At 59.7% G+C, this 16,462-nt stretch carries 14 protein-coding genes; 6 read left to right on the forward strand and 8 right to left on the reverse strand.

The features are described 5' to 3' along the window. Positions 1-469 precede the first annotated feature (469 nt). Entirely contained in the window at positions 470-1,159 is a 690-nt protein-coding gene (locus tag FYK55_RS25810) for a zinc metallopeptidase (RefSeq protein WP_150079522.1), read from the forward strand. Between the two features lie 79 nt (positions 1,160-1,238). Here FYK55_RS25810 and FYK55_RS25815 read toward each other — a convergent pair whose 3' ends face one another. After that, the gene (locus FYK55_RS25815; protein ID WP_150079523.1) at positions 1,239-1,691 is read right to left on the reverse strand and encodes a hypothetical protein; all 453 of its coding nucleotides are present in this window, start codon (positions 1,689-1,691) and stop codon (positions 1,239-1,241) included. 181 nt (positions 1,692-1,872) lie between these two features. Next, positions 1,873-3,969 (reverse strand): S8 family peptidase, encoded by a 2,097-nt coding sequence (locus FYK55_RS25820; RefSeq protein ID WP_201743812.1) that lies wholly within the window; start codon positions 3,967-3,969, stop codon positions 1,873-1,875. A gap of 420 nt (positions 3,970-4,389) precedes the next feature. On the opposite strand from FYK55_RS25820, the gene FYK55_RS25825 reads away from it, so the two are divergent. Beyond that, complete coding sequence (locus FYK55_RS25825) at positions 4,390-4,779, forward strand: DUF3293 domain-containing protein (protein ID WP_150079524.1); 390 nt, start codon at positions 4,390-4,392, stop codon at positions 4,777-4,779. A 220-nt stretch (positions 4,780-4,999) separates the two neighbouring features. Here the strand turns inward: FYK55_RS25825 and FYK55_RS25830 are convergent, their stop codons facing one another. Both FYK55_RS25830 and FYK55_RS25835 read right to left on the reverse strand, forming a co-directional pair. Continuing rightward, on the reverse strand, positions 5,000-5,374 hold the full coding sequence (locus FYK55_RS25830) for a SpoIIAA family protein (RefSeq protein WP_150079525.1): 375 nt from the start codon (positions 5,372-5,374) through the stop codon (positions 5,000-5,002). Between the two features lie 235 nt (positions 5,375-5,609). Next, positions 5,610-7,550 (reverse strand): hypothetical protein, encoded by a 1,941-nt coding sequence (locus tag FYK55_RS25835; protein ID WP_150079526.1) that lies wholly within the window; start codon positions 7,548-7,550, stop codon positions 5,610-5,612. Positions 7,551-7,706: 156 nt separating this feature from the next. On the opposite strand from FYK55_RS25835, the gene FYK55_RS25840 reads away from it, so the two are divergent. Beyond that, a complete protein-coding gene (locus tag FYK55_RS25840) occupies positions 7,707-8,480 on the forward strand; it encodes a sulfite exporter TauE/SafE family protein (RefSeq protein ID WP_150079527.1) in 774 nt (257 codons plus the stop codon). An 85-nt stretch (positions 8,481-8,565) separates the two neighbouring features. Here the strand turns inward: FYK55_RS25840 and FYK55_RS25845 are convergent, their stop codons facing one another. The 3 genes from FYK55_RS25845 to FYK55_RS25855 all read right to left on the reverse strand — a co-directional run bounded on the left by FYK55_RS25845 (position 8,566) and on the right by FYK55_RS25855 (position 12,853). Beyond that, on the reverse strand, positions 8,566-8,799 hold the full coding sequence (locus FYK55_RS25845) for a hypothetical protein (RefSeq protein ID WP_150079528.1): 234 nt from the start codon (positions 8,797-8,799) through the stop codon (positions 8,566-8,568). 29 nt (positions 8,800-8,828) lie between these two features. Further along, a complete protein-coding gene (locus FYK55_RS25850; RefSeq protein ID WP_150079529.1) occupies positions 8,829-11,093 on the reverse strand; it encodes a sulfatase-like hydrolase/transferase in 2,265 nt (754 codons plus the stop codon). A 269-nt stretch (positions 11,094-11,362) separates the two neighbouring features. Further along, positions 11,363-12,853, reverse strand: coding sequence for a sulfatase family protein (locus FYK55_RS25855; RefSeq protein WP_235908985.1), 1,491 nt, complete (start codon positions 12,851-12,853; stop codon positions 11,363-11,365). Positions 12,854-13,146: 293 nt separating this feature from the next. Between FYK55_RS25855 and FYK55_RS25860 the strand changes: the two genes are divergently transcribed. From FYK55_RS25860 to FYK55_RS25870, 3 genes are all read left to right on the forward strand, one after another. After that, entirely contained in the window at positions 13,147-13,563 is a 417-nt protein-coding gene (locus FYK55_RS25860) for a YbjN domain-containing protein (protein WP_161604754.1), read from the forward strand. Between the two features lie 364 nt (positions 13,564-13,927). Beyond that, positions 13,928-14,797 carry an SDR family NAD(P)-dependent oxidoreductase gene (locus FYK55_RS25865; protein ID WP_150079540.1) on the forward strand — a complete coding sequence of 290 codons (870 nt, stop codon included), beginning with the start codon at positions 13,928-13,930 and terminating at the stop codon, positions 14,795-14,797. Between the two features lie 7 nt (positions 14,798-14,804). Then, positions 14,805-15,659, forward strand: coding sequence for an SDR family NAD(P)-dependent oxidoreductase (locus FYK55_RS25870; protein WP_150079531.1), 855 nt, complete (start codon positions 14,805-14,807; stop codon positions 15,657-15,659). A gap of 8 nt (positions 15,660-15,667) precedes the next feature. Here the strand turns inward: FYK55_RS25870 and FYK55_RS25875 are convergent, their stop codons facing one another. Further along, positions 15,668-16,165, reverse strand: coding sequence for an FG-GAP repeat protein (locus FYK55_RS25875; protein WP_150079532.1), 498 nt, complete (start codon positions 16,163-16,165; stop codon positions 15,668-15,670). Between the last annotated feature and the right edge of the window lie 297 nt (positions 16,166-16,462).

Consider the following 16,462-nt stretch of genomic DNA (forward strand, 5'->3'; position numbering starts at 1 on the left):
CGATCAAAACGCACCTAGCTGGACATCGACACTTTGGGTAAGCCGCGTGGCGCTGCCGCGGGTTCTCTTACCGACACCGGCGGCTAGCGCCTTGCCGCTCATTGCACTGCTATTCACGTTGTTTTTGATTGTAAGTGGTGCTGTCCCGCCAGGCTCTGTCGATTCCTGACCCTCTTTCACAGCACGTGGCCATGGCAGTTGGTTTTCAAGCAGAACGTCGTGCCCCCTATCAACCAGCAGAGAGTTTTGCCTGCGCCGCGCCAAGCCGGGCAAGCCTTGGCGACGGCCGAAGAAGGCTGAACCGTTGGCGTCGTCTGATCGAGTGCGGTCTTCGTCGCGACAGAGTGGTCCGCTATATTTGTCCTGTGTCTTGATCTGCGGTGCACCCGTCGTTCGTCATGCATCATCATTCGCCGAGCAACGGCAATTGATTGGTTCGCTTGACAACCACCTCCTTGGGAAGTCTGACATGGGGGATCCCCTGTTTCTGCTGTTGCTGATTGGAATCCCAATGATCAGCCAATTCGTCTCGACGCAGATGCGAAAGCACTTCGTGCAGTTTTCTCGCGACCCGATGCCGGTATCGGGACGTGAGGCGGCAGAAATGATGCTGGCAAACTATGGCATCCGCGACGTCCGGGTCACCTCCACCGAAGGTCAACTGACCGATCACTACGACCCCACCAAGAAGACGGTGAACCTGAGCCAGGTCGTTTTCAACGAACGCAACGTCGCGGCCGTCGCGGTCGCAACCCACGAATGCGGCCACGCGGTTCAGCACGCGACAAAGTATCCGATGTTGGCACTGCGTTCCGGCATGGTGCCGTTGATGCGATTGAGCAACGTGGCAATCCCGTTGCTGGCCTTCGGCGGCGCCGGGATTTCGCAACTGGCGGGAAACCAAGGCACGGCGTTGTTGTGTCTAGCCGGATTTGGCATCCCGGCGTTGTTCAGCCTGGTAACGCTGCCGGTGGAATTCAATGCCAGCAGGCGGGCGTTGAACTGGTTGGACGAATCCGGAATGGCGGGCGATGAGTACCGCGGTGCCCGCAAAGCATTGTTCTGGGCCGCAATGACGTACGTCGTGGCGGCATTGGGCGCGATCATCCAAGCCTTTTACTTCGTGCGATTGTTCCTTGGCAGTCGTCGCCAGCGGTAGCAATTGTCAATGCGATCAGCGTCGCGGTAGCGATCCGCCGAGTCAAGGCTCGCATCCGTTGACTCGCTGTTCATCGCCGTCAATCCCGTTCCGCGGGGCCGCTGTCGGTCGAGTCACAGGACGGGGCATCGCAATCCGATGATCTGTCGCCCGTGGAATCGTCCGTCGCTCCGGACGGTGCTTGCTTTGACTGCTCGGCGATCACGCGGAGACGTTCCGACGTCTGCACCGACTTCACTTTGTCGTCCCGCTGCAAGGCATCGATTTGGGCCTGGGTCGCTTTGGTCGTGAACATGGTCCGATCAATTTGGCTTCGCACCGAAATTCCTTTCGGCACATAGTCCGCCACTTTGACCACGATGATCGCTTCGACGTGATCTTCCGGATCTGGCCGACGCTGATCAGAGGCTGCGGGGGAAAGCTTGGAGAAATCCATACGAGTGCACCGCCACGCGGTTCCGAGAGTGAAGGTTTTCCTGGCCGCTGTCCGAATCCGTGCCGCTCCGTACGCCAAATCGAATTGAATCGGCATGCTTGTCATTCACGAAACTGACGTAGCCACCGTCGCCCGATCGTGGCAGAGCGGCAAATCCCACGAACTCAAACCGGCACGGCCCAGCGAGTCGGTCGACCGCGCAAACCGAATCATAAGTATTCTAGCGCCTCATCGAGGTGGTGCCAGGCAAAAAGCGACCGACCGAAATTCTCCCGCATCATCGTCCGGTTGCTTTGGACGTCCGGCGGCGAGATTTCCCTTTCGCGGACTTCTTGTTTTGACTCGTTTTACGCGACGTCGAGGCGGACTTTCCAGATTTCTTCTTTGACCGCGACGTGGCCGGGCCATTCGCACCATCGATCTCCACAACCGCTTCGATTGCCCGCCGGGCTGACAAACGGCCGTGTCCATACCGATCGTCCCAGGAGGTTCCGAACGGCGGGTTTCGGCGACACGCGTCTTCCAGGATGGTCCGCAGCTGATCGATCGACAGGTCCAGGTTTCTCTCGGCGGCTTCGGAAAACACCAACGAACAGACGCCGGCGACGGCCGGGGCAGCCATGGACGTGCCGGACTTTCGCACCGCGCGATCCCCGGAACGCGAATGGGCCGCCAGAACGGAGTGTCCCGGCGCCGCCAGCTCCGGCTTCTGACGGCCGTCGCGAGTCGGACCGGCGCTGGAAAAGAATGACAGGGGGCGAGAACTCTTGTGGGCATCGTAGGACCCCACCACGATGGACTTCTGCCCGCAGGAGATCGAGCCGATCGTGTGGGAAGAATCGTGTGGCGGGGCAAATCGCGATGGTGACACGTTGTCGCGTTCGACCCAAGCGTGAAAGGCACCCTCGCTGATCTGCGTTCCCAGCAAGCGGATCTGCCAATCACCCGCCGGGTCCCAACCGGGAAACGACTTCTCCAAAAACACGCCAATCATGTTGTCGTGGTTGTTGGGATCATCCAAACGGTTGGAGGCAAACACGACCATCCGGTTGCTGACCGCCAGGGAAAGCGGTTGGCCGCCTGGCGTGATCCGGCCCAACAGCGTGCCATCGGGCGCGATGATCTCCGCCTCGAACCGATCCGATCCGGAATACCAGATTTCCAGCTCGTTATGCGAGGAGTCGCTGGTGGCCACCTGCCAGGTAAGGGTCACGCTGCTGTCGGCCCGTACCGTTCCGGCCGCGTGAATCCCGTCGGCATAGCTGTTGGACGCCGCAATCGTGACGGCGCGGTTCGGCTTCTGGCTGACCAGCCGGTCAATACCGTCCTCCACCAGCGTGGTGCCGTCGTGAGGTCCTCCATTGGTTCCCAAGCTGACGTTGATCACGCAGGGTCGATCGCCGGCAAGATCAAAAATGAATTTGAGTGCTTCCAACAGACGCGTCGAATCTCCAAAGGACTGCCCCACGACCTGACCGCCGCTGAATGCGAGATCACTGTGCGAGACATCGACGAACACCAGGTCGGCCTCCGGGGCGACGCCTGGGACACCGGTTCCGTTGCCGTTGCCGGCGGCAATGTCCATCACGTGCGTGCCATGGGTCCCCGGCGAAGCGAGAAACAAATCACGTGTGGGTCCATAGCCGAGCGTGGTGTAAGGGTCGGAGCTCTGCAACGCCGCGTTGATCTGCTCCGAATCATGGACGCGGCCATAGCCGAACGGGCTGTCATTACTGTCGGGGCCGGACTGGTCCCAAATCGCCAGCAACCGCGTGGAGCCGTCGGCGCTGCGAAAGTTCTGATGGGCAAAGTCGCATCCGTAGTCAACGACCCCAACCACGGTTCCCCGACCCGTTCCCGCCGATTGCAGATCTCCGGGCAACTCATGCGGACGGCTATTCAGTTCATCCGTCGTCGCGCTCAGATTCGCAAACAACGGCCGAGCCGCTTTCAGACTCTTCACAAAGGGCAGTGTCCGCACGTAGCCGAGCCGGCTGATCGGCAGTCGGCCCGTGACCACGGCATCCGCCCCGTCGTCTTGGTTGATCGTCGCGCCGACTCGAACTTCGCTCAATTCTTCCCACTTCTCGACGTCGCTGACGCGAGCAATCACCGACACCTCATTGCTGGACGTCGACACCGTTGCGCGGCGAATCGTCCCCGTTCGATACTGCGCCACCAGCTTCTGCAAGTGCGGATCCATTGATTCGATGGGTTGGTCAACAAACGAATTGGAATTCAACAAGGCGTAGGAGCGGGGGCCCGATGCCGCTGCGGATTCGACGCCCGGATCGATCATCGACTTGACGAGCATGCGGACGTCGTCGAACGTCAATGCTTGCTCTAGCGAAGGGTTTTCGTCGCGGCTGGCCATCGGGAATCTCCGGTTGAGTTCAAACAGGTGGGGAAGAAAGAGAAGGGATCGCGAATGCGAACGAAGAAAAGACGCGGTGCCATCGACCGGGCTGATCCCGAGTCTGCAACCACTGGCGACAACGGTTTACGCGTTTTACTTTCGCGACGGCTTGTCGCGTGACTCTCGCGACGGCTTGTCGCGCGCGAAATCGGTGGATGATGCCCCATGCCCCTCTCCGAAAACCGTTGAAATGCCCTCGAGGGGCGCAACACAGCGGTTGTAACCCATCGAATGATGACGTTCAATCAAATGGCGCATCAATCATTCACTTTCCGTTGACTTCACTCAGCCGGAAAGTCACGTTCATTGAGAACTCCCGGTCGAAGCGATTGCCGACATCTGAGCCGTCGCGCTGCTCGAGTTTTCCTCCCGAATCCGATGAATCCAGTTTACTTCGAGACGTTGTTCGCTAGTGATTCTGATTGGTGCGACGTGCCGTCGTCGTTCGCCATCATCACCGCCCATGCGACGACGGGCCAGAGTTGGCCGGCGGACAAGAACGAGCGCGCCGATGCGGCGTTGGAACAGAAACTCCGAGAGCGGGAAACGTGGGTTCGGCGTCTGACCGGGTTTTCACCGACAACGTCCCACGCCGAACCGGGCTGGGCAGTCGCGGTGGAATTTGAAACCGCCTGCGACATCGGACAGGCCTTTGAGCAAGATGCGATCTACTTCGTTCGCGATGACCAACTCTTCGTCAGCCACTGTGACCACCGCCGTTCGCTGATTTCCGTCGGCGATTTTCGCAGCCGATTGAGGAGCAGCTAGGCGTTGCTGGACACGTTCTTGCGCCAGTGGTGGCCGTCTGGCAATCAGGTTGTCAACTGTCTGTCGTCCCTTCGGGACTCGGATTTGGGGAGTCAGCAAGCAACCGGCGGGCCAGCCCGCCGGCAGGGAGCTACCGTCCCTTCGGGACTAAGAGTCGCCAGCAACTAGTCATCGACAGGATGCGTTCGTGCCTTCGGGACTGAGAGCGGGCGGAAGTTTCTCATCCCGCGGTGACAGCGTTCAACCAGTTGGCGGCTTCGGATCGCTGTGCCGTCCCAAAATGCTCCACCTCCGCCGCGATAAAGTGAGAGGCGATGTGCGGCAAGGCCGACAACACGTCATCGTCCGAGACGATGGCGACGCGACGTATCTTGCGATGATGATCTCGCACAAACCGAAAGTGCTCGACCATCGTGGAAAAGTCACTCCATCCGGGAAATCGATCGGCGGAAATCATCAAGCCGTTCAAGCACCCGTTCTCTTCAATGAACGGATCAATCTGTTCCGCGACCGATTTAAAATCGTCCGCGGTCAATCGCCCCTGCGGCGAAAGATGCAGGACGCCATGTTCGGTATCCAGGGAATGTTCGAGCATGCCGACACCTCAGTAACAACAGGCGATGGCGGCAAGGAACCTGTCATCACGCCGCCCGCCAATCGATGACCATTTCATTCGATGTTAGTTGGACACGCGGAATGAAGCGGAAGGATCCGCTGAGGATTCAATGAATTCTTGCAACTTTACCGGCCGCCAGGCGCGCCATATTGTCCCTGCTGAAAACTCGTCCATGTGCCACGAAACATTTCACATCACCGACCACGCAATGGGCTCACCGGCTGGAGCTCACCGGCTGGAACTGAACCCAGCGGGTCCGAACGTCCCTGGCCGTCGGCAAGTGCCATGCAGCTTGCGGCCCGGACACAGGATCGCGAAAGACATGCGATTGCTGATGTTCACCACCGCTGTCAATCCAATCGTAGGTCACCTCCATCGGATCCGGCGTCCCGGTCTGGACGACCAGATGCGCTTCGGCGCGGAGGTAGCGTTTGCCTCCGTCGTTTTTAAACCGGATTCGCACCGGCTGATTTGGCGACGCCTCGATGTCTAGCGTCCCATAACAAAAACTTTGCGACCAGAAGTCGCCGGGCTCGTCCCCGCGACGGGGAATCTTCCAATCGGAAACGATCGGAGTCCAATGGCGACCGTCATCTACACTGCATTCGATCTGGTACCGCACCTCGGGTGAGGGAGGATTCCCAGAGGCGACATGAGCCGCAGCGTAGACTCCGACAACCGGCCGATCGGCAGCCACTGAGAGTGTCACGGTTGACTGTCCAAAACCACCATCACTAAGAAACGCTTGAGCCAAATCGGCTTCCGGTCCGAACGAGACCACGGCGGTGGAGTTCGCTTCGTAGGTTACCTCCGTCCCCCCGTCCTTCAAGCGGGGAAGTACTGCCACGTTGGCCTGGCAGACAGTTTCGATCTGCAATTGCGCCCCCTCCAAATCATCGGCGCCGGTCCCGATGCGGAGCCAGTATTGCGAGTGACCCTTGACCCAATCCGTCAGGTCCAACTGATCACCGACCATCTGCGCCGGTGACCAACGGTTCCCGGCATCAACGGAGACCGCGACGGGACTGTCCAGGTGACCGCGAATGACCAGACCGTTGCGACATCCGTCGTCATAAATTCCCCAGGGAGAAGCATTGGGGGGAGTCGCTGCGATGACGTAGGGTGTTTGAAATCCGAAAACGACTTCGTCACCGCTCTCGCGGACCAAAGCTTCACGGTAGTCCCCGGAGGCGAAATCAGGTTGATAAACGTATTGGACGTTCGCGTAGCGTGCCTGGCCGTTGCGATGATCCGTGCCGGAGACCGAACCGTACATCTGATCCGGTTGGTTGACCCAAGTTCGTGATCGTTCGGGTCCGGGGATCGAATCGGTGTTGGCATTCCTTCCCCAAAACACAAACGTCTTGCCGTCTTGCAACCCGGGTGAGAAATAACGCCGCATTCGTTCGCCACGGCGCAGATGGACCATCGGCGGTGGACCGTCATAGCCGGCAAGGTATTCCGCGACCGAGTATTGCCGGTAGGAAACCCCGTCATCGGGATGCAGTCCACAAACCAGCCACCCCTGCTGTTTTTCCGGATGGAAGCTTCGGTCGATCCAGCGATCGACGTTGTCCTGCATTTCGCCCAGTCCCAACAGCCTTCGGCCGGTTGGATCAAAAACAACCGTGGACAGATCATGGTCCAGCAAAGCCCAGCGTCCCTCGCCGTAATCGTCCCCCGCCAGAAACACTTCAAACGCGTTGTGACCCGCCGCCCCCACACCACGTCCCCGGGCATGGCCGAGCAAGTGTTCAAACTCCGCGGTCCATTGGGAATGCGTGGTACCGCAAAGTCCGAAACCGTAGGCGAACAGACCATTCCAATACTCCCGCAGCCGTGTGTCGCTGCCCTCGCGAAAACCTTCCCCCCACAGATCACGCCGCCCCGCTTCTCCGTGCCAATAGTGGGTGTTTCGCCACAACCAGGCGGCCAGCGCCTTGTCCTGGTCGGTCTGAACGCTACGGCCCGTGACGCGCCGATAGCATGCCGCCTGCGTTTCAAACAACCGCTCAAAAGTGGAAATGGCCAATTCACCGGGATACCACGGGTGGTCGGTCCGGATTTGGGGATTGCCAACTTCTGCACGGGCGGGCGTCGTCAGGCCGGGAATCGAAAGACCGAGCAGCAGCAAAAACAATTTGAAAGGCTTCATGGCGAATTGACGATGCGGGTTTTCACGTGTCACGATCCGGTTAGACTCGCCAATTCTAACCATTCCCGTCTCCAACATCCGCTTCCCAGCGATTCTCGATCGTCCGTTTCGACGAGTCGCATCGACCGGAAACCGTCAAAGGATCGCCCCGCTCCCATGGATTTTGGTCAATTGGCTTGGTACCTGCTGCTGGTCGTGGCGGGCTTTATCGCGGGAGTCGTCAACACGATCGCGGGCGGCGGATCGTTCTTAACCCTGCCGACGCTGATGCTGTTCGGCCTGGACCCCAAATCGGCCAACGCGACGAATCGCGTGGCGGTCCTGTTCTCCAGCGGCGCTGCGGTTTCGACTTTTCACCGCCACGGCCATCTGGATCGTGGCCTGGCAAACCGGCTAACCATCCCCACGTTATTGGGCGTCCCGTTTGGCACCACCCTGGCCGTGTATTTGCCGTCCGGAATCTTTGAACCCGTGTTTGGCGCAATCTTTCTTTGCATGGCCGCGGTCTTGATCGCAAACCCCAAACGGATCGCCCAATCCAGCATCGCCAAACAGGCCCCTCGGAAACACATCACCGGAGTGTTCTTCGCCATCGGACTTTATGTCGGATTCATTCAAGCGGGCATGGGCATTTTGATCCTGTTGGCGATGAGCCTGCTGCAGGGCGGGGACCTGGTCGCTTCCAACGCGGTCAAGAACTGGATTGCCTTCGCCGTGACGTTGGCCGCAACTGTCCTGTTCGCGTTTTACGGTTTGATCCATTGGATCCCGGGACTGGTCATGGCGGTCGGCAATGTTGCCGGCGGTGTCGTCGGAGCAAAGCTGGCCATCAAGAAGGGCAACCGGCTGATCTTTGCGTTCCTGATCACTGTCATGGTCGCGACCGGGCTGAAGCTGATCATCACCAGTCTTTATCGATGGCTGTCCTGAGCGGACGGCCCGTCGCCGCACATCGGCTGCAAATTGAATCCGCGAGTCTCGCCGATTTCAGTTCACTCGCTGGCGTCAACCGAACCTACATGACCGGTGGAAAATAAACACGCCACAACAGGTCCAAGATCACCGAAACGGAAAACGTGACCAGCACCAGAAGGAACAAGACGAACATGGATCGAGATCGGCGCACCGGTCGCTCCACCGTCGTGCGGATTCGATCAGGCGGCCGGTAGGGATTCTTGTCGTTGGGCATCCCGAACCATAAAAACGCTTGGGCGGCCCGAACGCACGGGCCATCGAATGAACGGGCCATGAACTTGCATTCATGTCATCGCTTGGCAATCAATCCACTTTCAATGTCACTTCGGATTCCGAATACTGAATCCGGAACCGATGCCCATCGGTGCTGACGACGCGGTCGCGGGAATTGTCAAACCGGCCGGTGACACGATCTGCCTTCACAATCGTCCAGGTTTCGTCCGGCGCGGGCCGAAAACCGGGACCGACGCGCACCGTCAACGTCCCCGCCAATGCCGCCCGTCCATCAACGTTCAGCAATGCCTGCTCGTCCGGGGGCAGAGTGATCGTCAATTCAGCTTCATCGGTTTGCCGGTAGTCGCCGTGCACGTGCAGTGGTGAAGGGTCACCACCGTCGATTTGGACACGACCGTGATTGAAAACCGTTCCCTGGATCGTTCCGTGTCCCCGAAGGGTTCCCCCGGGAAGGTTTTCGATCCAACGCAACGTGGAGACGGTTCCGCCATCGATTGAAAGCACTCCTTGCTTGCCGATGCGAATCTCGTTGCGTCCGGTCAAGTTGATGCCTGGTTGGAGAACCAGAAACTGGGCGCCCCCGCCGTGCTGGTCGCCGCGAATCTCCAGTGCCAGAAACTGCAGATCGGAATCCGCTTTCGCCACGCTGGAAACCGGGCCCGAATTCTCCATCCGCGCCGTCCATGACAATTGCGGCGCTCCATCGTCGACTTGATAGGTCACACCGGCGTTGGCGTAGCGATACTCCGACCAATTCGCCGCATCCGCGGCGCTGGCACCATCGGGTCCGGTCCACTGGTGGTAGGTATTGGCAAAGCCACGCGGTTCGGTGACACGCTCTCCCAACAGCAACTCATGCAACGCTTCCACCATGGTCGGATGATCGCCGGCGATGTCATTCGATTCCGACGGATCTTCCCGCAAGTCATACAAAGTCAGGTTGGGAGGACCACCGCGTCGCCCGTCCACACGGATCAATTTGTAGCGGTCCCGGATGATGGACTGCCCGTTGCCGGCTTCATGGATGATAAATTCGCGTTCTCTTTGTTGATCGCTGCCCTGCAAGAAGGGCGCGATCGACATACCATCAATGCCCAGCGGGATCTCGGCCCCGGCCAGTTCGCAAAACGTGGGCAGCAAATCAGTGACGTCGACCACGCGTTGGCAATTGGTCCCGGCCTGCAAACGCGAGTCCTCTCGGATCATCGCCGGCCATCGCATCACCAGCGGGACGCGGATGCCACCTTCCTGAATCATCCCCTTGGTTCCGCGCAACCCGCCGTTGGCGTCCAATTGGGCGTTGTTTCTTCCCCGGGGACCCCCGTTGTCGGACTGAAAGACGATCAAAGTATTGTTGGCGATGGAGTCGGATGGGTCACCGTCATTGTTAGGATCCTGCAACGCATCGAACAGGTTTCCAAAGTGGGCATCGATGCGTGTCACCATCGCCGCCCACTGTCGTGTTTGGTCGTCCAACGAGTCGAACCAGGGGTCGTCGTCATAGGCTTGGTCCCATTTCGGCAACGTGGAAATCTGCCCAAAGGGTGCGTGTGGGATTTGCACCGCCAGCAAGCCAAAAAAGGGTCGGCCCGTTTCGTTGTACTGGGTTCCCTGTGAACGGATGAAGTCTAGCGCGGCGAACGCGTACGAGTCGTCGCAGTAAGCGGTCTCCGGGTACTCACCGTGGTTCTGCATGGCCGGCGTGTCGGGATAATCGCCGTCGCCTTGATAGCGGGTCATCGAATTGGGAACCAGTTCGACACCGCCGGTCGATCCCAGTGACGCGGGTGCCTTCCAGAGTGTCGGCTGAAAGAAGGTGTGGGCGCGAACGTGGTGCAACTCCGCCAGGACGTGTTGGTATCCATGGCTGGTCGGAAGCGTTTGCACGTTCTGAATGACCGGCCCCACACGATCTTTCGATCCCCCGTATCCCCACTTGCCCCAGTAGCCGGTGACGTAGCCGGCCGCCGACAGGGCGTCGCCGATCAAGACATCGTCGGCCCGCATTGCCTTTTTGGCGTTGTCCGGATCGTTGCGGTCGGCAAACGTGTGTCCCTGGTGGAACCCCGACTGCTGAGACGACCTGGCCGGCGAGCACACGTGGCAACCGTACCCGCGGGTGAAATTCAGTCCTTCGGCGGCCAGCCGATTCAAGTTGGGCGTCCGCACGTAAGGCTGACCGGCTGCTTGCCGCTGCGCCTGGCCGTTGGGACCGATCGATCCCCATCCCATGTCGTCGACGTACAAGTACAGGATGTTGGGGCGGGGCGGCTCGGCGGCACCGACGGACGTCGCGCAAGCCACCAGTGCGAGCACAAAAAAAATCGATTTCATTTCAAGACCGCAATCATCGTGAAGATATTTTTCGTGGAGCGTCGGGACGAGAAACAGCGGGGGTTTCCTAGTCAACGGACGTGCCGAGCATTTTTCCCGGACAGCAGCGTTGGCCCCCAAAGCCAACACGTTGGACGCAGCAAGAACCGACGATTGTAGTGTCTCGTGGCAATGTCCGTTCAGACGACCATTCAGCGAAGTGGGGCTCGATCATCGAATCGATAGGCATCCGGTTGTGTTGTGCGTCAAAGCCGTCGGATTGGGACAGGTCACTTGCCTAACGAAGCCGTCCGCGGCCGACTCCGACCTTGATCGACGATCGTTTCCATGTCGGCCTTCAGTCGGGCCACAATTTCCGGCCGATCTTCGTACAGGTTGTTGGATTCGGAACGGTCTTCAGCCAGGTTGTACAATTGGCCCGCCGGATCGTCTGGTCCCGCGGGGATTCGTTTCGGCTTCGAGAAGCCGCCGGACCCCAAACCGGTAATTAGCTTCCAATCACCGCTGCGGATCGTCATCATCGAAGCAACACTGCCGGCGCGCATCACGAACTGGCTTCGTACGGCAGCCCGCGGCGCATCGACGCCTGTCAGTTCCGAAAGGAAGCTAAAACTGTCCGGCGCGGCGTCGTCCGGCAGTTCGATTTCGAACAGATCCGCCAGCGTCGCCAACAGATCAGTGAAGCAGACCAGGTGGTCACTTTGCGTGGCGGGCTGGACGCGTTTCGGCCAACGGACGATGAACGGCATGCGGTGCCCGGCTTCCCAAGCGTCCGCCTTCATCCCCCGCAGTCCGCCGGCGGAATCGTGGCCAAAGCGTTCGACGTCCCGGTCGTACCAGCACGGCCCGTTGTCCGACGTGAAGATCACCAGGGTGTCGTCTTCCATGTTCGACTCACGAAGCGTTTCTAGGACGCGTCCGATTTGGGCATCCACCATCATCATGAAGTCACCGTACAGGCCCGCACCGCTTTGACCGACATACTGCTCATCGGGCAACCAGGGTGTGTGGGGTGCCGGGTAGGCCAGGTACAACATCAACGGGTTTGACTCGGAGCCGACGTCGGAAGCGTGTCGTTGAATCACGTCGACCGCTTCCTGGGTGAAGCGGGGCAAAACTTCTTTCAACGACAGATCGGGGGCGATACCGCCGGCACGCCAGAACGCACCCTGAATGGGCGACCAGCCTTCGCTGTGATTCGCTGCAATCGTTTCCGTGGGAGCCTGAACGGCCCGGTCATTACGGATGTAGAAGTACGGCGGGATGTCGGTCGATGCGCGGATCCCAAAGAACTGATCAAAGCCGCAATCGACCGGGCCGCCCGGTAGCGGCTTGTCATAGCCGTCCTCGGCGAACCCCAGATGCCACTTGCCGACCATTGCGGTGCGGTAACCGTTTGATTTTGCCAGCGACGCAATCGTCATTTGACCAGGCTCAATCAGCGGCTGTCGCGGCCAAACACGGACGTCCGTTCGAAACGGGTACCGTCCGGTCATCAGTCCGTAACGCGACATGTGGCAAAGCGGGCCCGGAGCATGTGCGTCGGTAAAACGCATCCCGTGTTGGGCCAACGAATCGATGTGGGGCGTGGGAATCTTTGACTGCGAATTAAAACATCCCGGATCGCCATAGCCCATGTCGTCCACCAGGATGACCACAATGTTCGGCCGAGAGACCTCCGCATTGGCGGGCGGCATCCCACCGCTGGACAAAATGCAGCCGAGCAGGAGGACGGCGAAAGTGCGAGTTCTGATGTTCATGGTCGGTCGTGGGTGGGGTCATCAATGAAACGGTTGTGGAACCATCCGATTGCAACCGACTGTACCAGATCTGTATTCACCGCTGCCCAGCGGGCCGGCCGCCGAAACGCCAATCGACCGGTCTGCACCGGTCGAAACCGTTGACCGATGGCCGCGGCCGCCGCATTGAACGCATCGGACACGCGTCTCCGACGGGCCGCGCGAGCCTCGACTCCGGCCTTGTGAATTCTGTTGTGACTCGTAGGATGAAGTTGCTCGCGTTGGGCGATTTCCTCCCCGCAGTCCAGATCGTTATGCAATTTCCTGAAGTCTTGTTGCCCAAAGATATCACTCTGGAGACCTTGCAGGCATTGTACGACCGGTCCGGGTTGGAAACGAAAATCGACGCCGACGGCGATCTGGTCATCACGCGTGGGGTTTCTGCTTACGTGATGCTTTCCGAGCAAGCGAATCGAGTCTTGCTGCTGACCTTTGTCGGGATCAAAGAGGAGATCAGCCGCAATCAGAAGCTGGAATTTGCTAACCGCGTCAACAACGAAATCGCCGCCGTGAGGGCGCACGTCAATTCTCGCGAGGGCGTCGTTTTCGATTACCACGTCCCCATCGAAGGCGGGGTGACCAGCGAGGCGTTTCTGGCGGCGACCGATTTCTTTTTGATCGCAATTGCGCATGCGATCGACCGTTGCGACCAGGACGACATCGTTCGTTGATTCGGCGACGGTCGGTCAATCGGGGTGCATTCGTCCGGTAGGACCATGGCCAAATCTTCACGCTCACTTCGCGGGGTCGCGAGTCATCGCCAGATTTCCACGCTCTGGCCAGCGTGGCTACGCTCAAGGATCTCCACGCTCTGGCGAGCGTGGGTACGCTGAAGGATTTCCACGCGACGGGAACGGGGCGTGATCCGGACAAACCGCCTGGATTCAGGCGGCAAGAAAATCGAGGCCGCCCGACTACACTGTTGGCATCCCCACACCGCTGGCCACCCGGGGGCCAGTATTCCAGAATCTTCACGTGCGACGCATCCCCGAGTCTTCCATGGACCGAAATCCGTCTTTGCGGGCAAGTCCCCCTATGCGACCGGTGTTGATCACCGGATCGTCCAGTGGAATCGGGCGTGCCTGTGCTTTGGATCTCGATCGAGCTGGCTTTTCAGTATTTGCCGGCGTGCGACGTCCAAGCGATGCGGATGCGCTGCGTGCCGAAGCCTCTCCGAACCTGAAACCGGTGATTCTGGACGTCACCGACGCGGAATCGGTTCGCCAAGCGGCGGACTTCATCGGGGATTCGGTCGGACCGGCGGGCCTTTGCGGCGTGGTCAACAACGCCGGCATCAGCGTCGCTTGCGTGTTGGAATACCTGCCACTGGAACAGCTCCGCCGACAATTCGAAGTCAACGTGTTTGGCGTTCTGACCGTCACCCAGTCCATGCTTCCGCTATTGCGATCCGCCCGTGGTCGCGTGGTGAATATCAGTTCGCTGAGTGGTTTGACCGCCGGTCCCTACGTCGGTCCGTATGCGGCATCCAAGCACGCGTTGGAAGCGATCAGCGATTCGCTGCGATTGGAGCTGCGAGGATTTGGCATTGATGTTGCTGTGATCGAACCCGCCGACATCGACACTCCGATTTGGGAAAAGTCGCAACGGATGGCCGACACGCTGCGAGACGAAGTGCTGGAATCGATCGGCGACCGGATTCCGCAAGAGGTCCAGGATGTCTACCGCAATGACATCGTGAGCATGCGACAGGCAACGGAACGTTTTGCCGCGAGCGCCATTCCGGTCCATCGGGTCGTCCGCGCCGTCAATCACGCTTTGACCTCGCGGCGTCCCAAGACCCGTTATCGCGTCGGCGCGAAGACTTGGGGCGTTGCCCACGTGTTGAGACGGTTGCCGGACCGACTTCGCGACCACGTCGTGCTTCGCAGTCTTGGAATGAGGTGATCAGATCATGTTGGACCGTCGAATGGCCGAATCGCAAGCGTCCGCCACGTCCCTCGCACCACTGGCCGTCGTCACCGGGGCCGGAAACGGAATCGGTGCCAGCTTTGCCGAACATTTCTTCCGTCAAGGTTATCGACTGCTGATGGTGGACGTTTGCCCTGAAAAACTTGACCGGATGCGACAGCGGTTGCTGACGGACAATGACGCAACCGCGTCATCGCGGATCGAGTGCCATGTCGCCGACCTGACCGACCGAGCTGGCGTCGAACGATTGGCAGACCGATTGCAACAGCGATCCGACGTGGAAGTGTTGGTCAACAATGCCGGATTCGGATCACTGGTGGAGTTCCTGGATGTCGACGTCGACCGCCACGCCGACATGATTGCCATTCACGTTGAGACGCCGACGCGACTGGTGCACGCCGTTCTGCCGCAAATGCGTTCCAACAACCGCGGCAGCATTGTCAATGTCGCCTCGCTGGCCGCCTTCGCACCCTGCGCCCAGTCAGTGATGTACTGTTCAACCAAGGCTTACCTGGTCGTCTTCTCCGAAGCACTTCGCGAGGAACTGCGGGGCACCAACATCCGTGTCCAAGCGCTGTGCCCGGGTTTCGTCCGGACCGATTTCCACGCCGCCGATGCGATGCAGAACTTTCACCGACGGCGCGTCCCGGATGCACTTTGGACGACCCCGGATCACGTCGCGTTCTGCTCGCTGCAGGGATTGTCCAAAGGCAACACCGTGGTGATTCCCGGTTGGCGAAGCCGCATGCTGGGATTGTTCATGCGCATGGTCCTGATCAAACCGATCGTCCGCGTCGTCACGCGTCCCAAGTCCTCGGTGGTTGCCGGCCGAGGCTGACCGGGGGACTAGGGGTGCGTCCCGTCAAAAATTTTCACGTGCGGCCCGCCTCCGCTACCCGCACCGGTGATGATGTCGGCGACGCCATCACCATTCACATCGCCGGCGGCCACATGAACGCCGCCGCGGAAGGCGGGGTCGTAGGCAAAAACCGTATCGACAGCTTCCGTCGAAACCGAGCTCAGTTCGACTTCCGCACCATCCGCGTCGGGACCGTCCATTGAGCGGAAAACGATCACGTGGGGCCCGCCGCCCGCATTGGCGTTGCTGTCCGCTAGCAACGCTTTCCGAACAAAATGCACACTTCCATCCGCCAAACAGAAGTTTGCTCCACTGGTCGACGGCGACGTCCCCACATCAGGCTTCATCGCATCCAAGCGAGCAACCTGTCCCGGCACGGGGTCGGGGGAAGGCAGAATCGGTGCCTCGCTTGCAAGCGTTCCAGCCAGGCACCGCCGATGTTCCAGTGTTTGCACTTGGGGACGGAAAGAGACACGTGGAATCATGGTTCGGCTCCTTGGATTGGAAAATTGGTTCAATCCAAGCCCGAAAACCGCCCGGCCGACCCGCCAAGCTTTTCTGTGGGAGTGTCATCAACAACCCACCGAAATCAATCAGCTCCGCCGTGCCCGACCCGGAGAGTCATGGTCTCAACGCCAGCGCAAACACCCGAGAGCGACCTTCGCTCTCCCGGAGGGAGGGTGAAAGGCGAGGCACGAGCCTTTGGGGAGGGTGTCTTCAAACACCAGCTGAAATCAATGACTCCGGACGTACCCTCCCCGCGTCGTCGCAAGCTCCTCCGC

It is taken from the genome of Roseiconus nitratireducens (genome assembly GCF_008629675.1).
Classification (GTDB): domain Bacteria; phylum Planctomycetota; class Planctomycetia; order Pirellulales; family Pirellulaceae; genus Stieleria; species Stieleria nitratireducens.

Coding starts and splice junctions, on each gene's coding strand:
- FYK55_RS25810 (WP_150079522.1), top strand. CDS start 470: ATGGGGGATCCCCTGTTTCTGCTGTTGCTGATTGGAATCCCAATGATC.
- FYK55_RS25815 (WP_150079523.1), bottom strand. CDS start 1,691: ATGCCGATTCAATTCGATTTGGCGTACGGAGCGGCACGGATTCGGACA.
- FYK55_RS25820 (WP_201743812.1), bottom strand. CDS start 3,969: ATGGCCAGCCGCGACGAAAACCCTTCGCTAGAGCAAGCATTGACGTTC.
- FYK55_RS25825 (WP_150079524.1), top strand. CDS start 4,390: ATGAATCCAGTTTACTTCGAGACGTTGTTCGCTAGTGATTCTGATTGG.
- FYK55_RS25830 (WP_150079525.1), bottom strand. CDS start 5,374: ATGCTCGAACATTCCCTGGATACCGAACATGGCGTCCTGCATCTTTCG.
- FYK55_RS25835 (WP_150079526.1), bottom strand. CDS start 7,550: ATGAAGCCTTTCAAATTGTTTTTGCTGCTGCTCGGTCTTTCGATTCCC.
- FYK55_RS25840 (WP_150079527.1), top strand. CDS start 7,707: ATGGATTTTGGTCAATTGGCTTGGTACCTGCTGCTGGTCGTGGCGGGC.
- FYK55_RS25845 (WP_150079528.1), bottom strand. CDS start 8,799: ATGGCCCGTTCATTCGATGGCCCGTGCGTTCGGGCCGCCCAAGCGTTT.
- FYK55_RS25850 (WP_150079529.1), bottom strand. CDS start 11,093: ATGAAATCGATTTTTTTTGTGCTCGCACTGGTGGCTTGCGCGACGTCC.
- FYK55_RS25855 (WP_235908985.1), bottom strand. CDS start 12,853: ATGAACATCAGAACTCGCACTTTCGCCGTCCTCCTGCTCGGCTGCATT.
- FYK55_RS25860 (WP_161604754.1), top strand. CDS start 13,147: ATGCAATTTCCTGAAGTCTTGTTGCCCAAAGATATCACTCTGGAGACC.
- FYK55_RS25865 (WP_150079540.1), top strand. CDS start 13,928: ATGCGACCGGTGTTGATCACCGGATCGTCCAGTGGAATCGGGCGTGCC.
- FYK55_RS25870 (WP_150079531.1), top strand. CDS start 14,805: ATGTTGGACCGTCGAATGGCCGAATCGCAAGCGTCCGCCACGTCCCTC.
- FYK55_RS25875 (WP_150079532.1), bottom strand. CDS start 16,165: ATGATTCCACGTGTCTCTTTCCGTCCCCAAGTGCAAACACTGGAACAT.